Below are 20880 nucleotides of genomic sequence, written 5' to 3'. Positions count from 1 at the left end.
AAATGGCAGAATTAGATACCTCCGGCGGGGGTAAGCATAAAGGCGGGAAGGTAAGAAGCAAAAAGGCATCAACGCGCGTGGATTTAACCGCGATGGTGGATCTGGCTTTCTTATTGATCACATTCTTTATGTTTACCACTACGCTTAACAAGCCAAAGGCGATGAATTTGGCAATGCCAGATAACTCGGTTATTAAAAACCAGTTACCTGTTGCCGAATCACGTACGATGACTATTTTGTTAGGCGCCCACAATAAAGTTGAATGGTACATGGGCTTACCGGGAAAATCAGCACCTACTGTTGATGGATACGGCCCTAATGGCTTGCGCAAAGCCTTAATTGATAACGGAAACCAGGTTGCTTCAACACACGCAGCACCTGACAATTTTATGATCGTTTTGATTAAGCCAAGCGACAAATCAACTTACGAAAACCTGGTGGCTACGCTCGACGAAATGAGCATAACCGCTGTGAAATCATACGCTATTGTTAAGATATTACCAATAGAGGTTGAAGCACTTAAATCACAGGGAAATTACTAGTAATAAATGTATTACTTGAACGTTAATTAATATTAAAGCCAAAAAAAATGTTTGGATCGAAATTAGACATATTAGACCAGAAATGGATTGATACTGTTTTTACAGATCGCAACAAAGCTTATGGTGCATACGAACTAAGGAAAGACAACGGTAGAAATACCGCTAAAGCTTTAATTATTGGTATCATCGTGTTTGTTGTGGCTATATCTGCAAATACAATTATCGACATGATCTCCGGCTTTATACCAAAGGGTAAAGAGAAGATCAAGATTACCAACGTGGTGCTTTCGCCACCGCCAGTGGATTTGAAAAAACCACCTCCGCCACCTCCGCCTGAGCCGCCTAAACCAAAGGTTGACCAGGTTAAATTCCCGCCTCCGATTGTAAAACCTGACGTTGAGGTAAAAGAAAAACCACCTACAATTGAAGAATTGAAGGTTGCCGACCCTGGCCAAAAGAACCTGAAAGGCGACAAAAACGCCGATGTGGTTATTGACGAGCCTGTTGGTACGTCTGATACCAAAGTAACAGAGGAAGACCCTAATAAGATCTTTACCTCGGTTGAACAGGTTCCGGTATTCCCGGGTGGTATGGAGAAGTTTTATGCTTACCTGCAGAAAACTATGAGATACCCGGCAGTAGCAAGAGAAAACGGTACACAAGGTAAAGTTATAGTAAGCTTTGTTTGCGAGCGCGATGGCTCATTGACTGATATACACGTAACCCGTGGTATTGGCGATGGTTGCGATGAGGAAGCTGCCCGCGTAATTAAAGCTTCACCAAAATGGAGCCCAGGTATTCAAAACGGACGTCCGGTTCGTGTTGCTTACAGCGTGCCAATTTCGTTTGCACTTTCTGAATAAAAAATAAGTATTAGATGTTATTTAACAATAACGAGCAAAAATCGCCCGCAAGGCGGTTTTTGCTTATTTTAGGCGTGTTGGGGTTTGTTTGTGTAATAACATTAGCCATGATGGTGATGTTTTGGGACGCCATGTTACCCAATCTATCCAAAACACAACGCATAGTTTTCGGCCTGGTACTGGTAGGCTACGGAGTTTTACGTTTTTCGCGTTTGATAAAAAAGAAGCCCGATGAAATATAGTTTAAAAATTATAACCGCCGGCGCTGCATGGCTTGCCCTGTTTGCAAGCTGCGAACACAAGGTTAAAACTGTTAGCGGTGTTGACCGCTCAAAGATATTTGTGGTTGATGAATCGTTAAAGCCGATTGTTGACCAGGAACTTTACGTTTATGGCGCGCTTTACAAAGATGGCCACCCAAAGGTTATTTATGCGCCCGAGAACAACGCCGTAAATATGTTATTTGCCGACAGTGCAAGGGTGCTTTTGATGTCGCGTGAGATGACTGCTGAAGAAAACAAGGTACTTAAATCAAAAAATATAAGCCTGATCGTTAACTGTTTTGCAATAGATGCCATCGCATTGATTGTTAACCAGGCCTCCAACGATACCACTATTACTGTAAGCGAGATAAAAAAGATGCTTACCGGGGATACTAAAACCGATAAAGACATCGTTTTTGATAACCCGAACTCTGGTTTGGTACGTTATTTAAAAGAATTTTCGGGTACTAAGGAATTTAAACAGAAAAATATTTACTCGCTAAAATCAAACAAGGAAGTTGTACAATACGTTAGCACGCACCCCAATGCTATAGGTATTACCGGTTTTAGCTGGCTCAATGACCCAGAGAAAGACTACGAAGACGCGGTAAATAAGGTTAAAATTGTATCGGTGAAGGATGACAGCAAGCCTTCGGGCCAATACTTTTTGCCTTCGCAGGAGTCCCTTGCATTAAAACAATACCCGCTTACCCGTAAATTATATATTTTAAATTTTACGGGCAAAATGGGATTAGGTATGGAATTTGCAGCGTTTATTGCCGGCGACCGCGGGCAGCGCATTATTCTTAAATCGGGACTTTTACCGTTTGATATTCCCGGCAGGGAGGTCAACATCGTGAAGAAAATAGTACAGTGATATAATATTGTACAAACTTGTTTAAACTTGTTTGTTGATTTTTAGTCAAAAATTTATATTATTGTAAATGCAACATTGCTGTAGCAAGCTTACGTAACTAACTAAATCACGCTTTAAGGCGTGGCAAACTATAAATAACTAAAATAAATTATTAATCCGGTGGGATATTTATGACGGCTTTATTTTAAATTAGCTGTTCATTTTTAATACCACTGTCTTTAAAAAAATTTAACGCAAAATGAAAATGATCAGTAAGATAGCCGGAGCAGGGCTGGGTTTGATGTTTTTGGGGTCATCGGTATTTGCACAGAGTTTAGCCGATGCAAAAAAGGCTATCGATGCCGAGCAGTATCAGAAAGCAAAGTCGATGCTTAAAAACCTGACAACCACACAGGCCGACAAAGACGAAAACTACTTTTACCTGGGTTGGGTATACATCAAGCAGGACTACGCCGACTCGGCGAAGGCCATATTTAACAAAGGTTTAGCCATAAACTCAAAATCGCCATTAAACATGGTTGGTATTGGTGCCGTGGCCCATATCGAAAAAGATAATGCAACTGCTACCAATAACTTTAACCAGGCTATTGCCGTAGCAGGTAAAAACAGCAAGCCATATTTATACATTGGTTTAAGCTATTTATTACCGGTTAACGGCAGCAGTAAAGGAATTAACGGGTCGAAAATAACACCTGCTGATGCTGACGCAGCTATCGCAGTTCTAACCAAAGGCAAAGCGGTTAATCCGAAAGACGCCGAAATACTTATCGCAATGGGCGATGCATATCGCTCACAATTAAAAAGCAATGATGCTTATACCAGCTATAGTGGTGCGTTGGCGATGGAGAAATCGGCTGCTGCAAACGTGGCACTGGGCGTGTTATGGCAATATGCTGATAACTTTGACGGATCGAAAGACCAGTTTAAAGCTGCTTTAGCTATCGACCCTAACTACGGTCCCGCTTACCGCGAATGGGCTGAAACCGATTTACGTGAGTCGCCAAAAGACCCAACGAAATACGATGCGTTGGTAAAAGATGCGGCTGAGCAATACAAAAAATACATCAGCCTTACTGATTACTCGGTTGAATCGCAGATGCGTTATGCTGACTTTTTGGTACGAACAAAAGATTACGTGCAATTGCAGAAAGTTGCTACTGATTTATCTGCATCAGCGAAAAGTAATTTAAGAGCTTACCGTTATTTGGGTTACGCGGCTTTTGAAAATAAGGATTATCCTGCTGCTGAGTCGGCATTGACGAAATGGATAAAAGAAGCTGATGCAAAACGTTTGCTTCCAAATGATTATTTGTATTTAGGGCGTTCACAAATATTACAGAAAAAAGATTCTGTAGGCGTTCAAACGTTGCGCACTGCCTTAACTGTCGATACCAGTAACGTGGATATTTATGGTGAAATTGGCACCACTTTGTATAATTTGCACAACTATGCAGACGCGGCCCAAGCCTTAAAGACATTTACTGAAAGATCAAGAAACGCGCAACTTAACGACCACTTCAAAGAAGCTTTCAGCTATTACCAGGTTTACAAAGGCCAGCTTATTAAACAACAGACAGATAAAACTATAAAGCCTGATACGACAATTCTTGCCAAAGCCGACACTGCGTTTAGTTATGTTGAACGTAAACTAGGTGCAAAGCCTAATGCGCAAATTTTATACTTCCACGCCAATGTTAAAGACTTTGAAGACGGCGATAGAAATAATATTAAAGGTTTAGCTAAGCCGTTTTTTGAGCAGTATGTTCAGTTAATTACTGCAAAAACGACACCGCTTAAGGATGATGAAAAGACATCAATGGGTGTTGCTCTTGCATATTTAGGTAATTATGCGGAAAATAAAGAAAAGGACTCGGCAAAGGCGCTTGATTTGTACACTAAGGCGCAAACGTTCGACCCTGAAAACCCTCAGGTAAAATATTACTTTGCTACCAAGAAAACCGGCGGCAAAAGCAAATAAGTAATTATTCAATAATAAAAGAAAGCCTTCCGATTTACCGGGAGGCTTTTTTATTATATAACCATTTGTATATTTGCACCATGGAAGTACAAAGTTTGCCCGTTAATTATTTGCCCATCATTTTTCAAATGCTGGTAGCTTTAGGTTTTGTGGTTACCATCATGTTTATAACCCATAAAATTGGCCCAAAACGGGCTACCAAGGATAAGCTTACCCCGTTTGAGTCGGGTATCGAGGTTATTGGTAACGCACGCACGCCAATTTCAATTAAATATTTCCTGGTGGCCATCCTCTTTGTGCTGTTTGATGTGGAAGTAATATTTATGTACCCCTGGGCAGTAAATTTTAAAGATCTTGGCAAAACCGGCATGATAGAGATGTTTATCTTTATGGGTACGCTGCTGTTGGGCTTTTTCTACGTTATTAAAAAAGGCGCGCTGGATTGGGATTAAGTCTGAAGTCGGAAGTCTGAAGTCTGAAAAGACCGAAAGATAAAGTGGAGCTAGTCATAAAATCGTTTGCTTTACCAATGACAAATGACAGCGAAGCGAAATGACAAATGACTATTTGGAATAATTCTAAATATATTCACCTTATTGCATAGTGTATCTCTTACATTATAAATTGTTGTAAATTTGTCAAACTTTTTTACCGGCAGTATACAATCTGTTATAAGCTCACAAGCGTTGCAATAGGTTTGAAATTACGGAGTAAAAATGGAAGGGTTTTTGTATCAAATACATCATGAGTGATATTCAATTAGTTGATGCCCCCGCAGGCGTAGAAGGTGCAGGTTTTTTTGCCACCTCGCTTGATAAAGCAATAGGTTTAGCGCGTTCAAATTCATTATGGCCACTGCCGTTTGCCACTTCGTGCTGCGGCATTGAATTTATGGCCACCATGGCTTCGCACTATGACCTTTCTCGTTTCGGCGCCGAGCGTTTGAGCTTTTCGCCGCGCCAGGCCGACCTGCTGATGGTTATGGGCACTATATCCAAAAAAATGGGCCCTGTTTTAAGGCAGGTATATTTGCAAATGGCCGAGCCCCGTTGGGTAATGGCCGTTGGCGCCTGTGCTTCAAGCGGTGGTATTTTTGATACCTATTCGGTTTTGCAGGGTATTGATGAGGTGATCCCGGTTGACGTTTACGTGCCCGGATGCCCGCCACGTCCCGAAGCTATTATTGATGGCTTTATGGCAATCCAGAAACTGGTACAAACCGAAACACTGCGCCGCAGAAATGAGCCGCAATACCAAAAACTATTAGCTTCATACGGAATACAATAATGGGCAAATTTTCAAACGAAGAGCTTTTAAATAAATTAAACGCGGAGTTCCCGGAGCAGTTGACCTTAGTTGGCGAACCTTTTGGTTTGCTTACCCTGGAAACAGGCAAAGACAACATTATTGCCATTTTATCTTATTTAAAAAATGACGCTGCTCTTCAGTTTATATACTTAACTGATATAACCGCTATACACTATCCGGAACAGGAAAAGCAAATAGGCGTAATATACCATTTGCACAGCCTGGTTAACAATGTACGCATCCGTCTTAAGGTATTCATGACCGATGGCGATGTGCACATGCCAACGGCTACCGAACTTTGGAATGGTGCCAACTGGATGGAACGCGAAACATATGACTTTTTTGGGGTGATATTTGACGGCCATCCTGATTTACGCAGGATATTGAATGTTGACGACATGACGGCCTTCCCGATGCGAAAAGAATTTCCGCTGGAAGACCCGAACCGTGTTGATAAGAAAGATTACTTTTTTGGAAGATAACAGAGATGCAAAACCATCCGGTATATACAGATAACGACCCGCAAAATGAGCTGTCGACCCTGAATTTGGGGCCAACGCACCCGGCAACACATGGTGTTTTCCAGAATGTGCTGCAGTTGGATGGCGAGCGCATCGTAAGCGGCGTTTCAACCATAGGCTACATACACCGCGCCTTCGAAAAAATTGCCGAACACCGGCCCTTTTACCAGATAACCCCGCTAACCGACAGGCTGAACTACTGCTCATCGCCCATAAACAACATGGGCTGGCACATGACAGTTGAAAAGCTATTGGGTATCGAGATGCCAAAACGTGTGGATTACCTGCGTGTTATTGTTATGGAACTGGCCCGCATAAGCGACCACATTGTTTGCAATGGCGTATTGGGTGTTGATACCGGCGCTTTCACGGGTTTCCTGTATATGATGGAGCACCGCGAAGCTATTTACGAAATTTATGAAGAAGTTTGCGGCTCGCGCTTAACAACAAATATCGGCCGTATCGGCGGATTTGAGCGCAATTTCAATACCATCGCGTTTGATAAGCTACGCAAGTTTTTAAAGACTTTCCCAAAGACATTAAAAGAATTCGAATCTCTGTTTAACCGTAACAGGATATTCGTTGATCGTACCCGTGACGTAGCTGCAGTTACTGCCGAAGACGCGTTAAGCTACAGCTGGAGCGGCCCGATACTGCGTGCAACAGGTGTCGATTACGACGTGAGGGCGATGAACCCTTACTCTTCATACGAAGATTTTGAATTTGAAGTACCTGTTGGCACCAATGGCGATGTTTACAACCGCTTTTTGGTGCGTAATGAAGAGATGTGGCAAAGTCTGCGCATAATTGAGCAGGCGCTGGCCAAGCTTGAAAAAGAGCCGACCGATATTTTCCACGCCGATGTACCTGATTTTTACCTTCCGCCAAAAGAGGAAGTTTACAATAACATGGAAGCCCTTATTTATCACTTTAAAATAGTGATGGGCGAGGTGCCGACCCCAACTACCGAGGTTTATCATTCGGTTGAGGGTGCAAATGGCGAGTTAGGGTTCTATTTGGTGAACGATGGCGGCAGGTCGCCATACAGGCTGCATTTCCGCAGGCCAAGCTTTATCAATTACCAGATGTACGCGCCAATGAGCCGGGGGATGTTATTGAGTGATGCAATTATTAACATGAGTAGTTTAAACGTTATAGCCGGAGAGTTAGATGCTTAGAGTTGACGAACAACAGCAGGAGGTTACCTTTAGCCCCGAGCTGGTAAAACAGTTTGATGATATAGTAAGCCGCTATCCCTCAGGAAAGCAAAAATCGGCATTGTTACCTATTTTGCACCTTGTGCAAGCCGAATATGGCTGGCTAAGCTCAAAGGCGATGGATAAGGTTGCCGAATACCTGAAAATACAGGATATTGAGGTTTACGAAGTGGCCACTTTTTACAGCATGTATTTTATGCGCCCGCAGGGCAAATACGTGTTGGAGGTTTGCCGCACCGGCCCCTGCGGTATTGTAGGCGCCGAAAAAATAATGGACCATATTGAACAAACACTGGGTGTAAAAGAAGGTGAAGTTACCCCTGACGGCCTGTTTAGCTGGCGCGGCGTGGAATGCCTTGCCGCCTGCGGTTACGGACCGGTGTTACAAATAGGGCCCGAATATACTTTTTATGAAAATTTAACCAACCAGTCGGTTGACGCGTTAATTGCAGATTTAAAAGTTAAGGCACGTAATTAAATGAACAAAGTTTTATTAATAACGGATTTATTATTTGTTGCCACCGTAACTGTTATAGGATATAACAACGATGGGTTCGACAAAACTCCGGTATTATTAAAAATCCTGGTGGGGGCGGCCTTTGCAAGCTGCATCATCAGGCATATAAATTTTTACAGGCATACCAAAAGGATATATTAAGCAGTAGATGGCACGCAAATTACTTTTAACGAATATAAACGTACCGGGCATCAACACTTTTGATGTTTACCGTGCAAACGGCGGCTATGCTTCGGTTGAAAAGGCTTTGAAAACAATGTCGCCCGACGAAATTGTTGAAGAAGTTAAGAAATCGGGCTTGCGTGGTCGTGGCGGTGCAGGTTTCCCAACCGGGATGAAGTGGAGTTTTTTGGCCAAGCCCGAAGGCGTTGCCCGTTACCTGGTTTGCAACGCCGATGAGTCGGAGCCCGGAACTTTTAAGGACCGTTACCTGATGACTTACATACCTCACTTACTAATTGAGGGGATGATAGTTGCCAGCTTTGCGTTGGGTGCAAAAACATCATACATATACGTTCGCGGCGAAATGATGCCGCAGATACGGATACTGGAAAAGGCCATTGCCGAAGCAAAAAACAAAGGATTTTTAGGAAAAAACATATTAGGCACAGGGTACGACCTCGAACTTTATGTACAACCCGGCGGCGGCGCTTACATCTGCGGCGAAGAAACCGCATTGCTGGAGTCGCTGGAAGGTAAACGCGGCAATCCGCGCATAAAACCGCCATTCCCGGCTATTGCAGGTTTATATGGCTGCCCTACGGTGGTAAACAATGTGGAGTCGATTGCAGCTGTTGTGCCGATCATTAATGAAGGCGGTGAAGAATATGCTAAAATAGGTATAGGCCGCAGCACAGGCACTAAGCTGATTTCGGCTGGTGGTAATGTAAAGAACCCCGGTGTATACGAAATTGACCTTGGCCTGCCGGTTGAAGAGTTTTTATACAGTGATGAGTACTGCGGTGGCATAGCCAACGGCAAACGCCTGAAAGCCGTTGTGGCAGGTGGTTCGTCCGTACCAATTTTACCGGCCAATTTGTTTTTAAAGACAATTAATAACGAACCCCGCCTGATGAGCTACGAATCATTAGCCGATGGCGGTTTTGTTAGCGGTACCATGCTTGGTTCAGGTGGCTTTATAGCTTACGACGAAGACCAGTGCATTGTGCGCAACACCTGGAACTTTACCCGTTTTTACCACCATGAAAGCTGCGGACAATGTTCGCCATGTCGCGAGGGTACCGGTTGGATGGAGAAGGTATTGCACCGTTTGGAGCATGGCCATGGCAAATTGAGCGATATGGACCTTTTGGTTGATGTATCGAAGAAGATTGAAGGCAACACTATTTGTCCGCTGGGTGATGCAGCAGCATGGCCGGTGGCCAGCGCCATACGCCACTTCAGGGATGAGTTTGAATGGCATGTAACCAATGGCGCAGAAGCGGTAACAAGAAATTTTGGTTTGGCACATTACGCTGATCCGTTACCCAAGAAGGAAGAGACGGTAGCGTAAGCCCCCTGTTTGTCATTGCGGGGAACGAAGCAACCGCGAACTGTACAGGGCGGGTAGCTAAGTCAGCAACTGATACAAAATGAACAATTAAGGATGCAAATCCTAAAATATAAAAGGACGTTATATAAATGTCAATGAAAGTAACAATAGATGGCATTGCCATTGATGTAGAACCGGGAACAACCATACTTAATGCCGCAAGGCAGATAGGTGGCGATATCGTTCCGCCTGCTATGTGCTATTATTCGAAGCTGAAAGACAGCGGTGGTAAATGCCGCACCTGTTTGGTAAAGGTAAGCAAAGGCTCTGAAAAAGACCCTCGCCCTATGCCAAAACTGGTAGCTTCATGCCGTACTACGGTAATGGACGGTATGGAGGTACAAAACATTACATCGCCAGAGGTTATCGAAGCTCGTAAAGGTATTGTTGAAATACTGCTGCTAAACCACCCGCTTGATTGCCCTATTTGCGACCAGGCCGGCGAGTGCGATCTGCAAAATCTTGGCTTTGAGCACGGCGCTGCTAAAACACGCTACGAATTTGACCGCCGCACGTTTGAAAAAATTGATATCGGCGATAAAATACAGCTGCACATGACGCGCTGCATACTGTGCTACCGCTGCGTATTTACTGCCGACCAGATTACAGACCACCGCATACATGGTATATTAAACCGCGGCGACCATTCGGAGATATCTACTTACATACAAGCTGCTGTTGATAACGATTTTTCAGGAAACGTAATTGATGTGTGCCCTGTAGGTGCGCTTACCGATAAAACTTTCCGCTTTAAAAATCGCGTTTGGTTTACCAAACCTGTTGATGCCCACCGCGATTGCGACCATCCGGGTTGTAATGGTAAAGTTACGCTTTGGTATAAAGGCGAAGAGGTTTTGCGCGTAACTGCCCGTAAGGACCAGTACGGCGAGGTAGAAGAATTTATTTGCAATACCTGCCGCTTTGATAAAAAGAAAACTTCTGATTGGGTGATTGACGGCCCGCGCCACATATCTAATAAATCGGTTATCAACGCCAATCATTACGATTTTGTGCCACTGCCGGTTGTTAAGACAAACCCGGTACTAATTGAGGCGAATAAAGAACAATTTGAACGAGACACACGCTTATAATGGGACTAGCAGATATAGTAATTAAATTGGTACTGATAGTGATTATTTTCCTTATCAGTTTGGTTATTGCCATGTATTCTACCTATGCCGAACGTAAAATAGCGGCGTTTTTCCAGGATAGGATAGGCCCTAACCGTGCAGGTCCATGGGGTATTTTACAGCCGCTGGCCGACGGTGGCAAAATGTTTTTAAAAGAAGAAATTATTCCAACTAATGCCAGCCCGTTCCTGTTTATCGCGGGCCCATCGCTGGCGATCCTGACGGCTTGTATAGGTTCCGCAGTAATCCCCTGGGGGCAAACGGTGACCATGGGCGGCCACACATTCGATTTACAGGTAACTGATATAAACGTAGGTATTCTGTACATTTTCGGCGTTGTATCGCTGGGTGTATATGGTGTAATGATAGGCGGCTGGGCGTCAAACAATAAATATTCGTTGTTGGGCGCTATCCGCGCAGCATCACAAAACATAAGCTACGAAATTTCGATGGGTCTTTCTATCATCGCATTGCTGATGGTAACCGGCACATTAAGCTTAAAGGAAATTGCGGCAATGCAACATGGCTGGCACTGGAACGTACTCTACCAACCGGTTGGCTTTATACTATTTATAGTGTGTGCCTTTGCTGAAACCAACCGTACGCCGTTTGACTTACCCGAGTGCGAAACAGAGCTGGTAGGCGGTTATCATACCGAGTATTCATCGATGAAACTGGGTTTTTACCTGTTTGCCGAGTATATCAACATGTTTATTTCATCGGCGGTAATGGCTACCTTGTATTGGGGCGGTTATAACTACCCGGGGATGGATTGGGTGCTGGCACATACCGGCCCTACAATTGGTCCGTTGATTGGTACCGCGGTGTTATTCGCCAAGATATTTTTGTTTATTTTCTTTTTTATGTGGGTAAGGTGGACTATCCCCCGTTTCCGTTACGATCAGTTGATGGATTTGGGCTGGAAAGTACTTATACCACTGGCAATTGCCAATATTATTGTTACCGGGTTATGGATAACATTTTTTTAATTGAACGCAGAGATGGAATCATTAACTAATAGAAAAAAGGTGCTTGAGTCGAAGCCGCTCAATTTTTTGGAGCGTGCTTACCTGCCTGCAATTGCGCAGGGGCTTGCAATTACCATGAAGCACTTTTTCAAAAAGCCGGTAACCATTAGCTACCCGGAAGAAAAACGCGAGTATTCTGAAAATTTCCGCGGTTTACACTCGCTTAAACGCGATGAAAACGGGAAGGAACGTTGCACTGCCTGCGGCCTGTGCGCATTATCATGCCCTGCTGAAGCAATTACGATGATTGCTGCTGAGCGCCAGAAAGGCGAGGAGCATTTATACCGCGAAGAAAAATATGCTGCTGTTTACGAGATAAACATGCTGCGCTGTATTTTTTGCGGACTGTGTGAGGAAGCATGCCCCAAGGAAGCCATTTATTTGGATGGCCCGCACGTTGAGTCGGATTATTTAAGGAAAGATTTTATTTACGGTAAAGACAAATTAGTAGAAGCTCCCTTAAATCAATAAAGAAGTTTTATACCTTTGCCCAGCTCTTTTAAAGGGGTAAAGGTATTTTGAAATATAAACCATGAGTACATTTTACTTCATCGCATTTCTGTCCATATTTTTTTCAATACTGGTTATTACTGCAAAAAGCCCTGTACATAGTATCCTGTACCTGATACTCACATTTTTTACTTTCACCATCCACTATATTTTAATGAATGCCCAGTTTTTGGCTGTCGTTAACTTTATAGTGTATATGGGCGCCATCCTGGTGTTGTTTTTATACACGCTGATGCTCATCAACCTGAATAAGGAATCGGAGCCCCGGAAATCAAACCTGGTTAAAATAGCCGGTTTTATAGGCGGTGCCTGTTTTTTAATAACCATCGTAGCGGCTTTAAAGGCATTTACAGTTTCGCAGCCGGTAGTATTGAACAACCCTAACCTTGGCCTGGTGAAAAACCTTGGAAAAATATTGTTTAACGAATTTTTACTGCCGTTCGAGGTATCGTCTGTGTTGCTGTTATCGGCAATGGTAGGTGCGGTATTACTGGCAACTAAAGACCCCAAAACAGCCTGATGGAAACATTAACTAAAACTATGCAGGGCGTGCCCCTTAACCATTACATATTGCTGTGCGCTATCATTTTTTCGATAGGGGTTATAGGGGTTTTGATACGCCGTAATGCCATCGTGATATTTATGTCGGTTGAGCTGATGCTTAACTCGGTAAACCTGTTGCTTACCGCTTTCTCTGTTTACAGGGGCGATGCAACCGGGCAGGTTTTCGTGTTCTTCGTTATGGCGCTGGCGGCTGCTGAAGTAGCAGTGGGCTTGGCTATAATAGTAATGATTTACCGCAATACAAACTCGGTAGACATTAATGTGCTGAACAGGCTGAAATGGTAGTGTGAGGATTTCGGAAGTCGGATGTCCGATTTCGGATTTATACAATAAAACAAATAAAGAGTTTCGTTTCCCTTTAGAGGGGTAGGAGCTAAGAGTTATACAACATGGACAAATATATCTGGCTTATTCCTATCTTACCGTTAGCCGGTTTTTTAATTAACGGTATCGGTCGTAATACTTTATCAAAGGCTGTTGTCGGTTTTATCGGCAGCTTGGTGGTATTAATTTCGTTTGGTATAAGTGTGGCCGTTTTCTTCCAGGTAAAAGCTACCGGGCATGGTATCGATGTTCCGTTATTTAACTGGTTTGCCGCTGGAAACGTAAAAATTTCGTTCTCTTTTTTAATTGACCAGCTAAGCTCAATTATGCTTTTGATTATAACGGGGGTGGGCTTTTTGATTCATTTATATTCGGCAGGTTATATGAAGGATGATGCCGGTTTCGGTAAATTCTTTGCTTATTTAAACCTGTTTATCTTCTTTATGTTGTTGCTGGTGATGGGATCGAACTACCTGATCATGTTCATTGGCTGGGAAGGTGTAGGCCTTTGCTCATACCTGCTTATCGGTTTCTGGTATACCAATCCTGATTACGCTGATGCAGCTAAGAAAGCATTCATCATGAACCGGATCGGTGATTTGGGCTTTATCATCGCTATCTTCATCATTATGGTGATTTTTGGCAGTGCTGATTATAAAACAGTTTTCGGCCTGGCTGCCACGAAAGATTTTGCCTCGGCTCCTTTTACACTAATTACCATCCTGCTTTTTGTAGGCGCAGTAGGTAAATCGGCACAATTGCCATTATTTACCTGGCTGCCGGATGCAATGGCGGGCCCGACCCCTGTATCTGCCCTGATACACGCGGCAACCATGGTTACAGCCGGTGTTTATATGATAGCCCGCTCAAACATCTTATTTACGCTTGCGCCGGTTACCATGCACATTGTGGCTGTAATAGGCTTAACTACCGCAGTTATTGCCGCACTGATAGCGTTAACACAAACAGATATTAAAAAGGTATTGGCTTATTCAACAGTATCACAACTGGGGTATATGTTTTTAGGACTGGGCGTTGGTGCTTACACCGGTGCATTCTTCCACGTATTAACTCACGCATTCTTCAAAGCATTATTATTCCTTGGCGCCGGTTCTGTTATCCACGCGGTAAGCGGCGAACAGGATATGCGCAACATGGGCGGGCTTAAAGGCAAGCTTAAAATAACTTTTGCCACCATGCTTATCGGCACGCTGGCTATATCGGGTATACCTCCTTTTGCAGGCTTTTTCTCGAAAGATGAAATTTTGGCGCACGTATTTATGCACAGCACGCCAATGTATATTATTGGTGTAGTTACTGCCATGTTCACCTCATTCTACATGTTCAGGATGCTGTATCTTACGTTCTACGGTAAATTCCGCGGAACGCATGAGCAGGAGCATCATTTACATGAGTCGCCACCATCAATGACTATCCCATTGGTTGTATTGGCAATATTATCAATATTCGGTGGTTTTATCGGCGTTCCTGAAGCGCTGGGTGGTCACCACGAACTGGAGCATTTTTTAGCGCCGGTTTTCGAAAAATCGACACACTTGCTGGTAGCGCCTGAGCTTTCAAAAAGCATGGAGATCACTTTAATGTGCATATCAGTTGGCGGTGCATTGCTTGCCTTGGTTTATGCTTATGTTAAATACATTAAAAATGCACACGTACCGGTTAAGGATGGCGAAGAACGCCCTGCACTGGTTGATATATCATACCATAAGTTTTATATCGATGAATTGTATGATGCCATTGTGCGTAAGCCGCTGGATGCATTATCGGTTTTCTTTTACAAGGTGGTTGAACGCCTGGGAATAGACGGCTTAGTGAACGGCCTTGGCAGGGGAACTATTGAAACAAGTAAAGGTCTGCGCCTGCTGCAAACGGGCAATGTAGGGTTTTATATATTTATGATGGTGGTTGGCATCATCTCGATATTGATGTACATTTTAATTAAAGCATAACGAACGATTAGCGTTTACAACATAAAATGACGGTTAGTATTTTAATTTTTTTGCCGGTAATTGCAGCCCTTGCTGTTCTATTGTTTAAAAACGATGCGGCTAAACATGCGGCATTAACTTTCTCGGTAGCCGAGCTGGGAATAGCCTTGTTCTTCTTATCGAAATTTGTGCCCAACGCCAGTGTTCAGTTTGGAATTGACGCTCCCTGGATACCTAAATTCGGTATTTACTTTAGCGCAGGCATCGATGGAATCAGCATGATGATGGTGTTGCTCACTACAATCCTGGTTCCGCTTATTATTTTAACTACCTACAAACATCAGTATAAAAATGCCGGTGCCTTTTATGCACTGGTACTGTTTATGCAAGCCGGCTTATTGCTTGTATTTACTGCATTAGACGGATTTTTATTTTATGTGGGATGGGAAGCTGCATTGATACCCATTTACTTCATCTGTTCGTTGTGGGGCGGCGAAAACCGTATCAAGGTAACGCTTAAGTTTTTCATTTATACCTTCTCCGGCTCGTTGTTTATGCTGCTGGGTATCATTTACCTGTACCTGCAAACACCAGCCAAAACATTTGATATTTTCGAGTTTTATAAATTAGGACTTGATGCTCATCACCAGGCATTTGTTTTCTGGGCATTCTTTTTAGCTTTTGCTATCAAGATGCCGCTGTTCCCGCTGCACACCTGGCAGCCGGATACTTATACCGAAGCGCCATCGGCAGGTACCATGTTGCTATCTGGTATTATGCTGAAAATGGGTATCTATGGCGTTATCCGCTGGATGATCCCCAATGCACCGCTCGGCTTTTTCGATTGGGAAAGCATGTGTATTATGCTGGCTGTTATCGGTATTGGTTACGCATCTATCATCGCCTTTAAACAAAACGATGGCAAGCGCCTGGTAGCTTATTCCTCAATTGCACACGTTGGCCTTATTGCTGCCGGTATATTTGTGTGGACGATAGAAGGTTTACAGGGTGCCATGATACAAATGCTAAGCCACGGTATTAACGTAGTTGGTATGTTCTTTATCTGGGACATTATCAGCAGGCGCTTAGGCACACGCTCTATAAGCGACCTGGGCGGTATCGCCAAAACTGCCCCAAAATTTGCAATAGCCTTTTTAATTATAGTACTGGGTACTGTTGCGCTGCCGTTAACCAACGGGTTTATTGGCGAGTTTTTATTGCTGAGCAGTGTTTTTCAATGGAACGTGTGGATGGTAAGCGCCGCCGGCTTAACTATGATATTTGGTGCGGTTTATATGCTGCGCATGTATAAAACCGTAATGCACGGTCCTACAAACGACCTTACCGTTACTTTCACTGATATCAGCGGGTCGGAAACCCTGGTGTTATCAATTATTTGTGCTTTAATAATAATAATGGGGGTTTATCCGCAGCCGATACTTCATATATCAGAAGCATCAGTTACCCACTTGTTTAATGTAGTGTATCCTAAATTTCCGCAACTAAAATAAATGAATACTTTAATCATCATATCCGTTTTACCTTTAGTGCTTTTGTATTTAGGTTTATACAAGGCTCAAAAAGCTTTGTTGCCGGTTACAGTTATTGGTTTACTTGCGGCTTTGGGTTTTGCAGTTGCCGAATGGAATAGTAGTGCAGTGCCAATTTATAGTGGCATGATGCTGTTTGATAACTTCTCTATCGCTTTTTCTGCAATTACTATTATATCAACTATCCTGATTATATTTTTATCAAGGGGCTATTTTGAAAAGATAAGCAGTCACATTGCCGAGTATTACGCCATTATCCTGTTTTCGCTGGCGGGCATCATCGTTATGGTCTCGTTTTATAACCTTACCATGCTGTTTATCGGTATCGAAATTATGTCGGTAAGCTTGTACATACTGGCAGGTATAAAAAAGAGCGATTTTGCTTCGAACGAGGCCGCTTTAAAATACTTCCTGATGGGTGCATTTTCGACCGGGTTTTTATTGTTTGGCGTAGCATTAATTTATGGTGCAACCGGCTCCTTCAGTTTAGAAACTATCCGCGACTGGGTGCTCGACCATCCGCATGCTAAAGATATAACCCCAATGTTTTACACCGGGGTACTGTTAATTATAGTTGGCCTTTGCTTTAAAGTAGGCGCTGCACCTTTCCACTTCTGGACACCGGACGTGTACGAAGGTTCGCCAACACTGATCACTGCGTTCATGTCGACCGTGGTAAAAACAGCCGGCTTTGCTGCATTCCTGCGTTTGTTTTCGGCTTGCTTTGCGCCACTGTCCGACTTCTGGGTACCGGTGTTATTGGTAATTACGATTGTAACACTCTTCATAGGAAATATTACTGCACTCTATCAGCATAGCTTTAAACGCATGCTGGCATTCTCGAGTATATCGCACGCGGGTTACCTGCTGTTTGCCATCGTTGCCTTGGGCGCAAATTCGGGCAGTTCGGTATTAACTTATGCTACTGCTTACTCTATCGCGTCGATCATCGCATTTGGTGCACTGATATTGGTGCAGCAACAACAAGGCAGTGATAGCTTCGAAAGCTTTAATGGCCTCGCCAAAAAGAATCCATTCCTGGCCCTTGTGTTAACCATTGCTATGCTATCGTTAGCAGGCATACCATTAACAGCAGGCTTTATTGGTAAGTTCTACATGTTCTCATCAGCGTTAATGCAAATGCAGGTATGGCTGGTTATTTTGGCGGTGGTTAATGCCATCATTAGCATATTCTATTACTTCAGGGTTATAGTGGCCATGTATTTCCGCGATGCTGAGCGCACCGAACTGGTTGTGCCTGTTTATTATAAACTGGTGCTTGGTTTTTCGGCAATTGTAACCATTCTAATCGGGGTTTATCCGAGCTTGATTTCGAGATTCTTTTAAGGAAATAAAATTTTCTGATGTGGAGACGGAATACTTCCGTCTCTGAATGATTTTACGTGATAGGTGCGGGATTACCGGTGAACGGGAGACGCGAGGTATTGCGTCGCCACAAATGAACTATGTCAAAGTCGGCGCCTACCGTTATAAATCTTCATTCCCTCTGTAACATATTCCACCAAACAGCTATCTCATCTTTAATTATGTAACATGGGTATTACAAATTCACATAATATTTGTAGTTTTACGGATAGCGCATGGATAGTTTTTGGGAACACCTTCAAAATTTAACGGACGCTAAATCCATCATAAGCCTGGGGTTTTACTTTTTGCTTATTGTTGTATTTGCTGAAACAGGTCTATTTTTCGGTTTTTTTTTACCGGGCGACTACCTGTTGTTTATGTCGGGCCTTTTGTGCTCGAGCGGAAAGCTCGACGTATCTATCTATACCCTTGTGCTTTCGCTTATTGCCGCGGGCGTTTTGGGCAATTATACCGGCTACTGGTTTGGTTATCGAACGGGCCCCAAACTGTTCAATAAAAACAACTCGTTGTTCTTTAAACAGCGTTATGTAAAGCTTGCAGAAGATTTTTACACAAAATATGGCGGCATGGCGCTGGTTTTAGGCAGATTTTTCCCAATAATTAGAACTTTTGCACCTATCTTTGCAGGTGTTGTTAAAGTCGACCTTAGAAAATTTACGATTTATAACCTTATCGGTTGTTTTGCCTGGGTATGTACGTTCACTTTAAGTGGCTATTTCCTTGGCAGAAGGTTCCCGCAGTTAAAGGATTATATGCAGTATATCATAATCGGGTTGATAATAATTACAACAATTCCGTTGGTTATCGCATTTATAAAGCAAATGGTAACCAAACGAAGTGTTAAAGAGTTAAATGAAAATTAAATGAGTACACAACATCCCTGGCACCAGGTTTCGCCTGGTGATAATGTTCCCGAAATTGTTAACGCAATCATTGAAATACCAAAAGGCTCAAAAGCCAAGTACGAAATTGACAAAGAGTCGGGCCTCTTAAAGTTAGACCGCGTTTTATTTTCGTCGGTAATGTACCCGGCAAACTACGGCTTTATACCACAGACCTATTGCGACGACCATGACCCGCTTGATATCCTGGTGCTTTGTTCAATCGATGTTTTCCCGATGTCGATTATTGAAGCTAAGGTGGTAGGCGTGATGCACATGGTTGACAATGGCGAACAGGATGACAAGATCATCGCTGTAGCAAAAAACGATATGTCTGTTAACTATATAAACGACCTTGCCGAGTTGCCTCCCCATGCCATGACCGAGATTGTACGTTTTTTTAAAGACTACAAAAAATTGGAAGATAAAAACGTAACCATTGAACACTTGTTGGGCGTACGTTATGCGCACAAAGTAATAAACGAGAGTTTGGAATTGTATAAGTCTACTTTTCCGGTTTACCAATAAATAATGTATGGACCCTGAACATGAAATAAACGGTTTATATATTTTTCTTACCTTTTTCCTGGTGTTGCTCAACGGCTTTTTTGTGGCCGCTGAGTTTGCTATGGTACGCGTTCGCGGTTCGCAGATAGAGCTTAAAGTTAAATCGGGCAGCCGGATGGCCAAGCTTACCCGAAATATTATGGGTAACCTTGACGGCTACCTTGCGGCAACGCAACTGGGCATTACCATAGCGTCTCTGGCGCTGGGTGTAATAGGCGAGGAGGTGTTTACCAACGTAGCGTTGCGGGTATTCCAGTTGTGCGGCATCGAAATAACTTCGCACCTTGTAATAAATCTCGGGCACGTGGCTGCATTTATATTTATCACGTTTATCAGCATCATATTTGGTGAGCTCGCCCCCAAAAACATTGCCATACAGCGCTCTATGAGAACAGCACTTGCCGTTTCGGCGCCGCTTAGGGTGTTTTTCATTATGTTCAGGCCGCTAATTACGGTGTTAAACTACATGGCGAACGGGATTTTAAGAATGATGGGCATTAACCCTGTCCAGGGTGAGGCACATCACAGCTCCGAAGAACTACAGTACTTGCTGGAGCAGGGCAAGGAAACCGGCGCGCTCGACTCATCAGAACATGAATTGATACAAAATGTGTTTGACTTTAACGAGCGCGTGGTTAAAAACATTATGGTGCCCCGTACTAAGATATCAGGGGTCGACATAAATACACCGCACGACGAACTGGTGCAGATGATTATCTCGGAAGGTTACTCGCGCATGCCGGTTTATGATGATGTTATAGATAAAATTATCGGCATAGTTCACGCAAAAGATATATTACCGCTGCTCGCGCGTGGTGAGGAGGTCGTTTTAAAAGAGATAATCCGCAAACCATATTTTGTGCCCGAAACAAAAAAGATCAACGATCTGATGGCTGAGTTACAGCAAAAGCGTATACAGATAGCTATTGTATCCGACGAGTTTGGCGGCACGGCAGGCATGGTTACACTAGAAGATATTGTTGAAGAACTGGTTGGTGAGATACAGGACGAGTATGATGAGGAAAAGCCAATAGTTGAAGTTGTAAACGAACGCGAATTTATAGTGAATGCCCTTGCGCCAATTTACGACGTAAACAGCCACCTGCCGCACGACCTGCCCGAAGACGGCGATTTTGATACCGTATCCGGCTGGCTGGGCGATATATTCGGCAAAATTCCTGACGTAGGCGAACAGAAAGAATCAAACGGATATAATATCACCGTGCTCAAAAAATCTGACCAAAACATTGAATCGGTAAAACTTGAGTTGCTGATAAACGAAGAGGATACTGTGGATTTGCGTTAAAGCTAATAGTTCATAGTCGGAGGCACCGGGTAATAACTAAAAAC

The 20880-nt window shown here is 43.4% G+C and carries 23 protein-coding genes; all 23 read left to right on the top strand.

Going from position 1 to position 20880, the window contains the following annotated elements; all coding sequences use genetic code 11:
• Positions 1-2 precede the first annotated feature (2 nt).
• The 23 genes from Q0R52_RS25200 to Q0R52_RS25090 all read left to right on the top strand — a co-directional run bounded on the left by Q0R52_RS25200 (position 3) and on the right by Q0R52_RS25090 (position 20836).
• Positions 3-542 carry a biopolymer transporter ExbD gene (locus Q0R52_RS25200; protein WP_295800264.1) on the top strand — a complete coding sequence of 180 codons (540 nt, stop codon included), beginning with the start codon at positions 3-5 and terminating at the stop codon, positions 540-542.
• Positions 543-589: 47 nt separating this feature from the next.
• Positions 590-1405, top strand: coding sequence for an energy transducer TonB (locus Q0R52_RS25195; RefSeq protein ID WP_295800262.1), 816 nt, complete (start codon positions 590-592; stop codon positions 1403-1405).
• Between the two features lie 14 nt (positions 1406-1419).
• The gene (locus Q0R52_RS25190) at positions 1420-1647 is read left to right on the top strand and encodes a hypothetical protein (protein ID WP_252788706.1); all 228 of its coding nucleotides are present in this window, start codon (positions 1420-1422) and stop codon (positions 1645-1647) included.
• Positions 1637-2545 (top strand): substrate-binding domain-containing protein, encoded by a 909-nt coding sequence (locus tag Q0R52_RS25185; RefSeq protein ID WP_295800259.1) that lies wholly within the window; start codon positions 1637-1639, stop codon positions 2543-2545. The genes Q0R52_RS25190 and Q0R52_RS25185 overlap by 11 nt, the downstream gene beginning before the upstream one ends.
• Positions 2546-2783: 238 nt before the next feature.
• A complete protein-coding gene (locus Q0R52_RS25180) occupies positions 2784-4523 on the top strand; it encodes a tetratricopeptide repeat protein (protein WP_295800256.1) in 1740 nt (579 codons plus the stop codon).
• 80 nt (positions 4524-4603) lie between these two features.
• Complete coding sequence (locus Q0R52_RS25175; protein ID WP_295800252.1) at positions 4604-4975, top strand: NADH-quinone oxidoreductase subunit A; 372 nt, start codon at positions 4604-4606, stop codon at positions 4973-4975.
• Positions 4976-5267: 292 nt separating this feature from the next.
• Positions 5268-5810, top strand: a complete 543-nt coding sequence (locus Q0R52_RS25170; RefSeq protein ID WP_252788702.1) for an NADH-quinone oxidoreductase subunit B — start codon at positions 5268-5270, stop codon at positions 5808-5810.
• Entirely contained in the window at positions 5810-6313 is a 504-nt protein-coding gene (locus tag Q0R52_RS25165; RefSeq protein ID WP_295800248.1) for an NADH-quinone oxidoreductase subunit C, read from the top strand. Before Q0R52_RS25170 ends, Q0R52_RS25165 begins: the two co-directional genes overlap by 1 nt.
• A gap of 5 nt (positions 6314-6318) precedes the next feature.
• Positions 6319-7530: an NADH-quinone oxidoreductase subunit D gene (locus Q0R52_RS25160; RefSeq protein WP_295800246.1), complete on the top strand. Its 1212-nt coding sequence runs from the start codon at positions 6319-6321 to the stop codon at positions 7528-7530.
• Complete coding sequence (locus Q0R52_RS25155; RefSeq protein WP_295800243.1) at positions 7523-8047, top strand: NAD(P)H-dependent oxidoreductase subunit E; 525 nt, start codon at positions 7523-7525, stop codon at positions 8045-8047. The genes Q0R52_RS25160 and Q0R52_RS25155 overlap by 8 nt, the downstream gene beginning before the upstream one ends.
• Positions 8048-8227 (top strand): hypothetical protein, encoded by a 180-nt coding sequence (locus Q0R52_RS25150; RefSeq protein WP_252788698.1) that lies wholly within the window; start codon positions 8048-8050, stop codon positions 8225-8227.
• Positions 8228-8234: 7 nt separating this feature from the next.
• Complete coding sequence (gene nuoF, locus Q0R52_RS25145) at positions 8235-9599, top strand: NADH-quinone oxidoreductase subunit NuoF (RefSeq protein WP_252788697.1); 1365 nt, start codon at positions 8235-8237, stop codon at positions 9597-9599.
• Positions 9600-9727: 128 nt separating this feature from the next.
• Entirely contained in the window at positions 9728-10729 is a 1002-nt protein-coding gene (locus tag Q0R52_RS25140) for a 2Fe-2S iron-sulfur cluster-binding protein (RefSeq protein ID WP_295800238.1), read from the top strand.
• Positions 10729-11757: an NADH-quinone oxidoreductase subunit NuoH gene (gene nuoH / locus Q0R52_RS25135; RefSeq protein WP_295800235.1), complete on the top strand. Its 1029-nt coding sequence runs from the start codon at positions 10729-10731 to the stop codon at positions 11755-11757. The genes Q0R52_RS25140 and nuoH overlap by 1 nt, the downstream gene beginning before the upstream one ends.
• 12 nt (positions 11758-11769) lie before the next feature.
• On the top strand, positions 11770-12267 hold the full coding sequence (locus tag Q0R52_RS25130) for an NADH-quinone oxidoreductase subunit I (RefSeq protein ID WP_252788694.1): 498 nt from the start codon (positions 11770-11772) through the stop codon (positions 12265-12267).
• A gap of 61 nt (positions 12268-12328) precedes the next feature.
• Positions 12329-12826, top strand: coding sequence for an NADH-quinone oxidoreductase subunit J (locus Q0R52_RS25125; RefSeq protein ID WP_295800232.1), 498 nt, complete (start codon positions 12329-12331; stop codon positions 12824-12826).
• On the top strand, positions 12826-13155 hold the full coding sequence (nuoK, locus tag Q0R52_RS25120) for an NADH-quinone oxidoreductase subunit NuoK (RefSeq protein ID WP_252788692.1): 330 nt from the start codon (positions 12826-12828) through the stop codon (positions 13153-13155). Before Q0R52_RS25125 ends, nuoK begins: the two co-directional genes overlap by 1 nt.
• A 104-nt stretch (positions 13156-13259) precedes the next feature.
• Positions 13260-15164, top strand: a complete 1905-nt coding sequence (nuoL, locus tag Q0R52_RS25115; RefSeq protein ID WP_252788691.1) for an NADH-quinone oxidoreductase subunit L — start codon at positions 13260-13262, stop codon at positions 15162-15164.
• A 26-nt stretch (positions 15165-15190) separates the two neighbouring features.
• On the top strand, positions 15191-16654 hold the full coding sequence (locus Q0R52_RS25110) for an NADH-quinone oxidoreductase subunit M (protein ID WP_295800226.1): 1464 nt from the start codon (positions 15191-15193) through the stop codon (positions 16652-16654).
• Positions 16655-18040 carry an NADH-quinone oxidoreductase subunit N gene (locus Q0R52_RS25105; RefSeq protein ID WP_295800223.1) on the top strand — a complete coding sequence of 462 codons (1386 nt, stop codon included), beginning with the start codon at positions 16655-16657 and terminating at the stop codon, positions 18038-18040.
• Between the two features lie 254 nt (positions 18041-18294).
• Positions 18295-18945 (top strand): VTT domain-containing protein, encoded by a 651-nt coding sequence (locus tag Q0R52_RS25100; RefSeq protein WP_295800220.1) that lies wholly within the window; start codon positions 18295-18297, stop codon positions 18943-18945.
• A complete protein-coding gene (locus Q0R52_RS25095) occupies positions 18946-19491 on the top strand; it encodes an inorganic diphosphatase (protein ID WP_252788687.1) in 546 nt (181 codons plus the stop codon).
• A gap of 7 nt (positions 19492-19498) precedes the next feature.
• Positions 19499-20836 carry a hemolysin family protein gene (locus tag Q0R52_RS25090; protein ID WP_295800216.1) on the top strand — a complete coding sequence of 446 codons (1338 nt, stop codon included), beginning with the start codon at positions 19499-19501 and terminating at the stop codon, positions 20834-20836.
• Positions 20837-20880 lie beyond the last annotated feature (44 nt).

The organism is Mucilaginibacter sp., from assembly GCF_025359345.1.
GTDB lineage: Bacteria > Bacteroidota > Bacteroidia > Sphingobacteriales > Sphingobacteriaceae > Mucilaginibacter.
The sequence above is the reverse complement of the archived record's forward strand: the minus strand, read 5'-3'. Positions and strand labels throughout refer to the sequence as shown.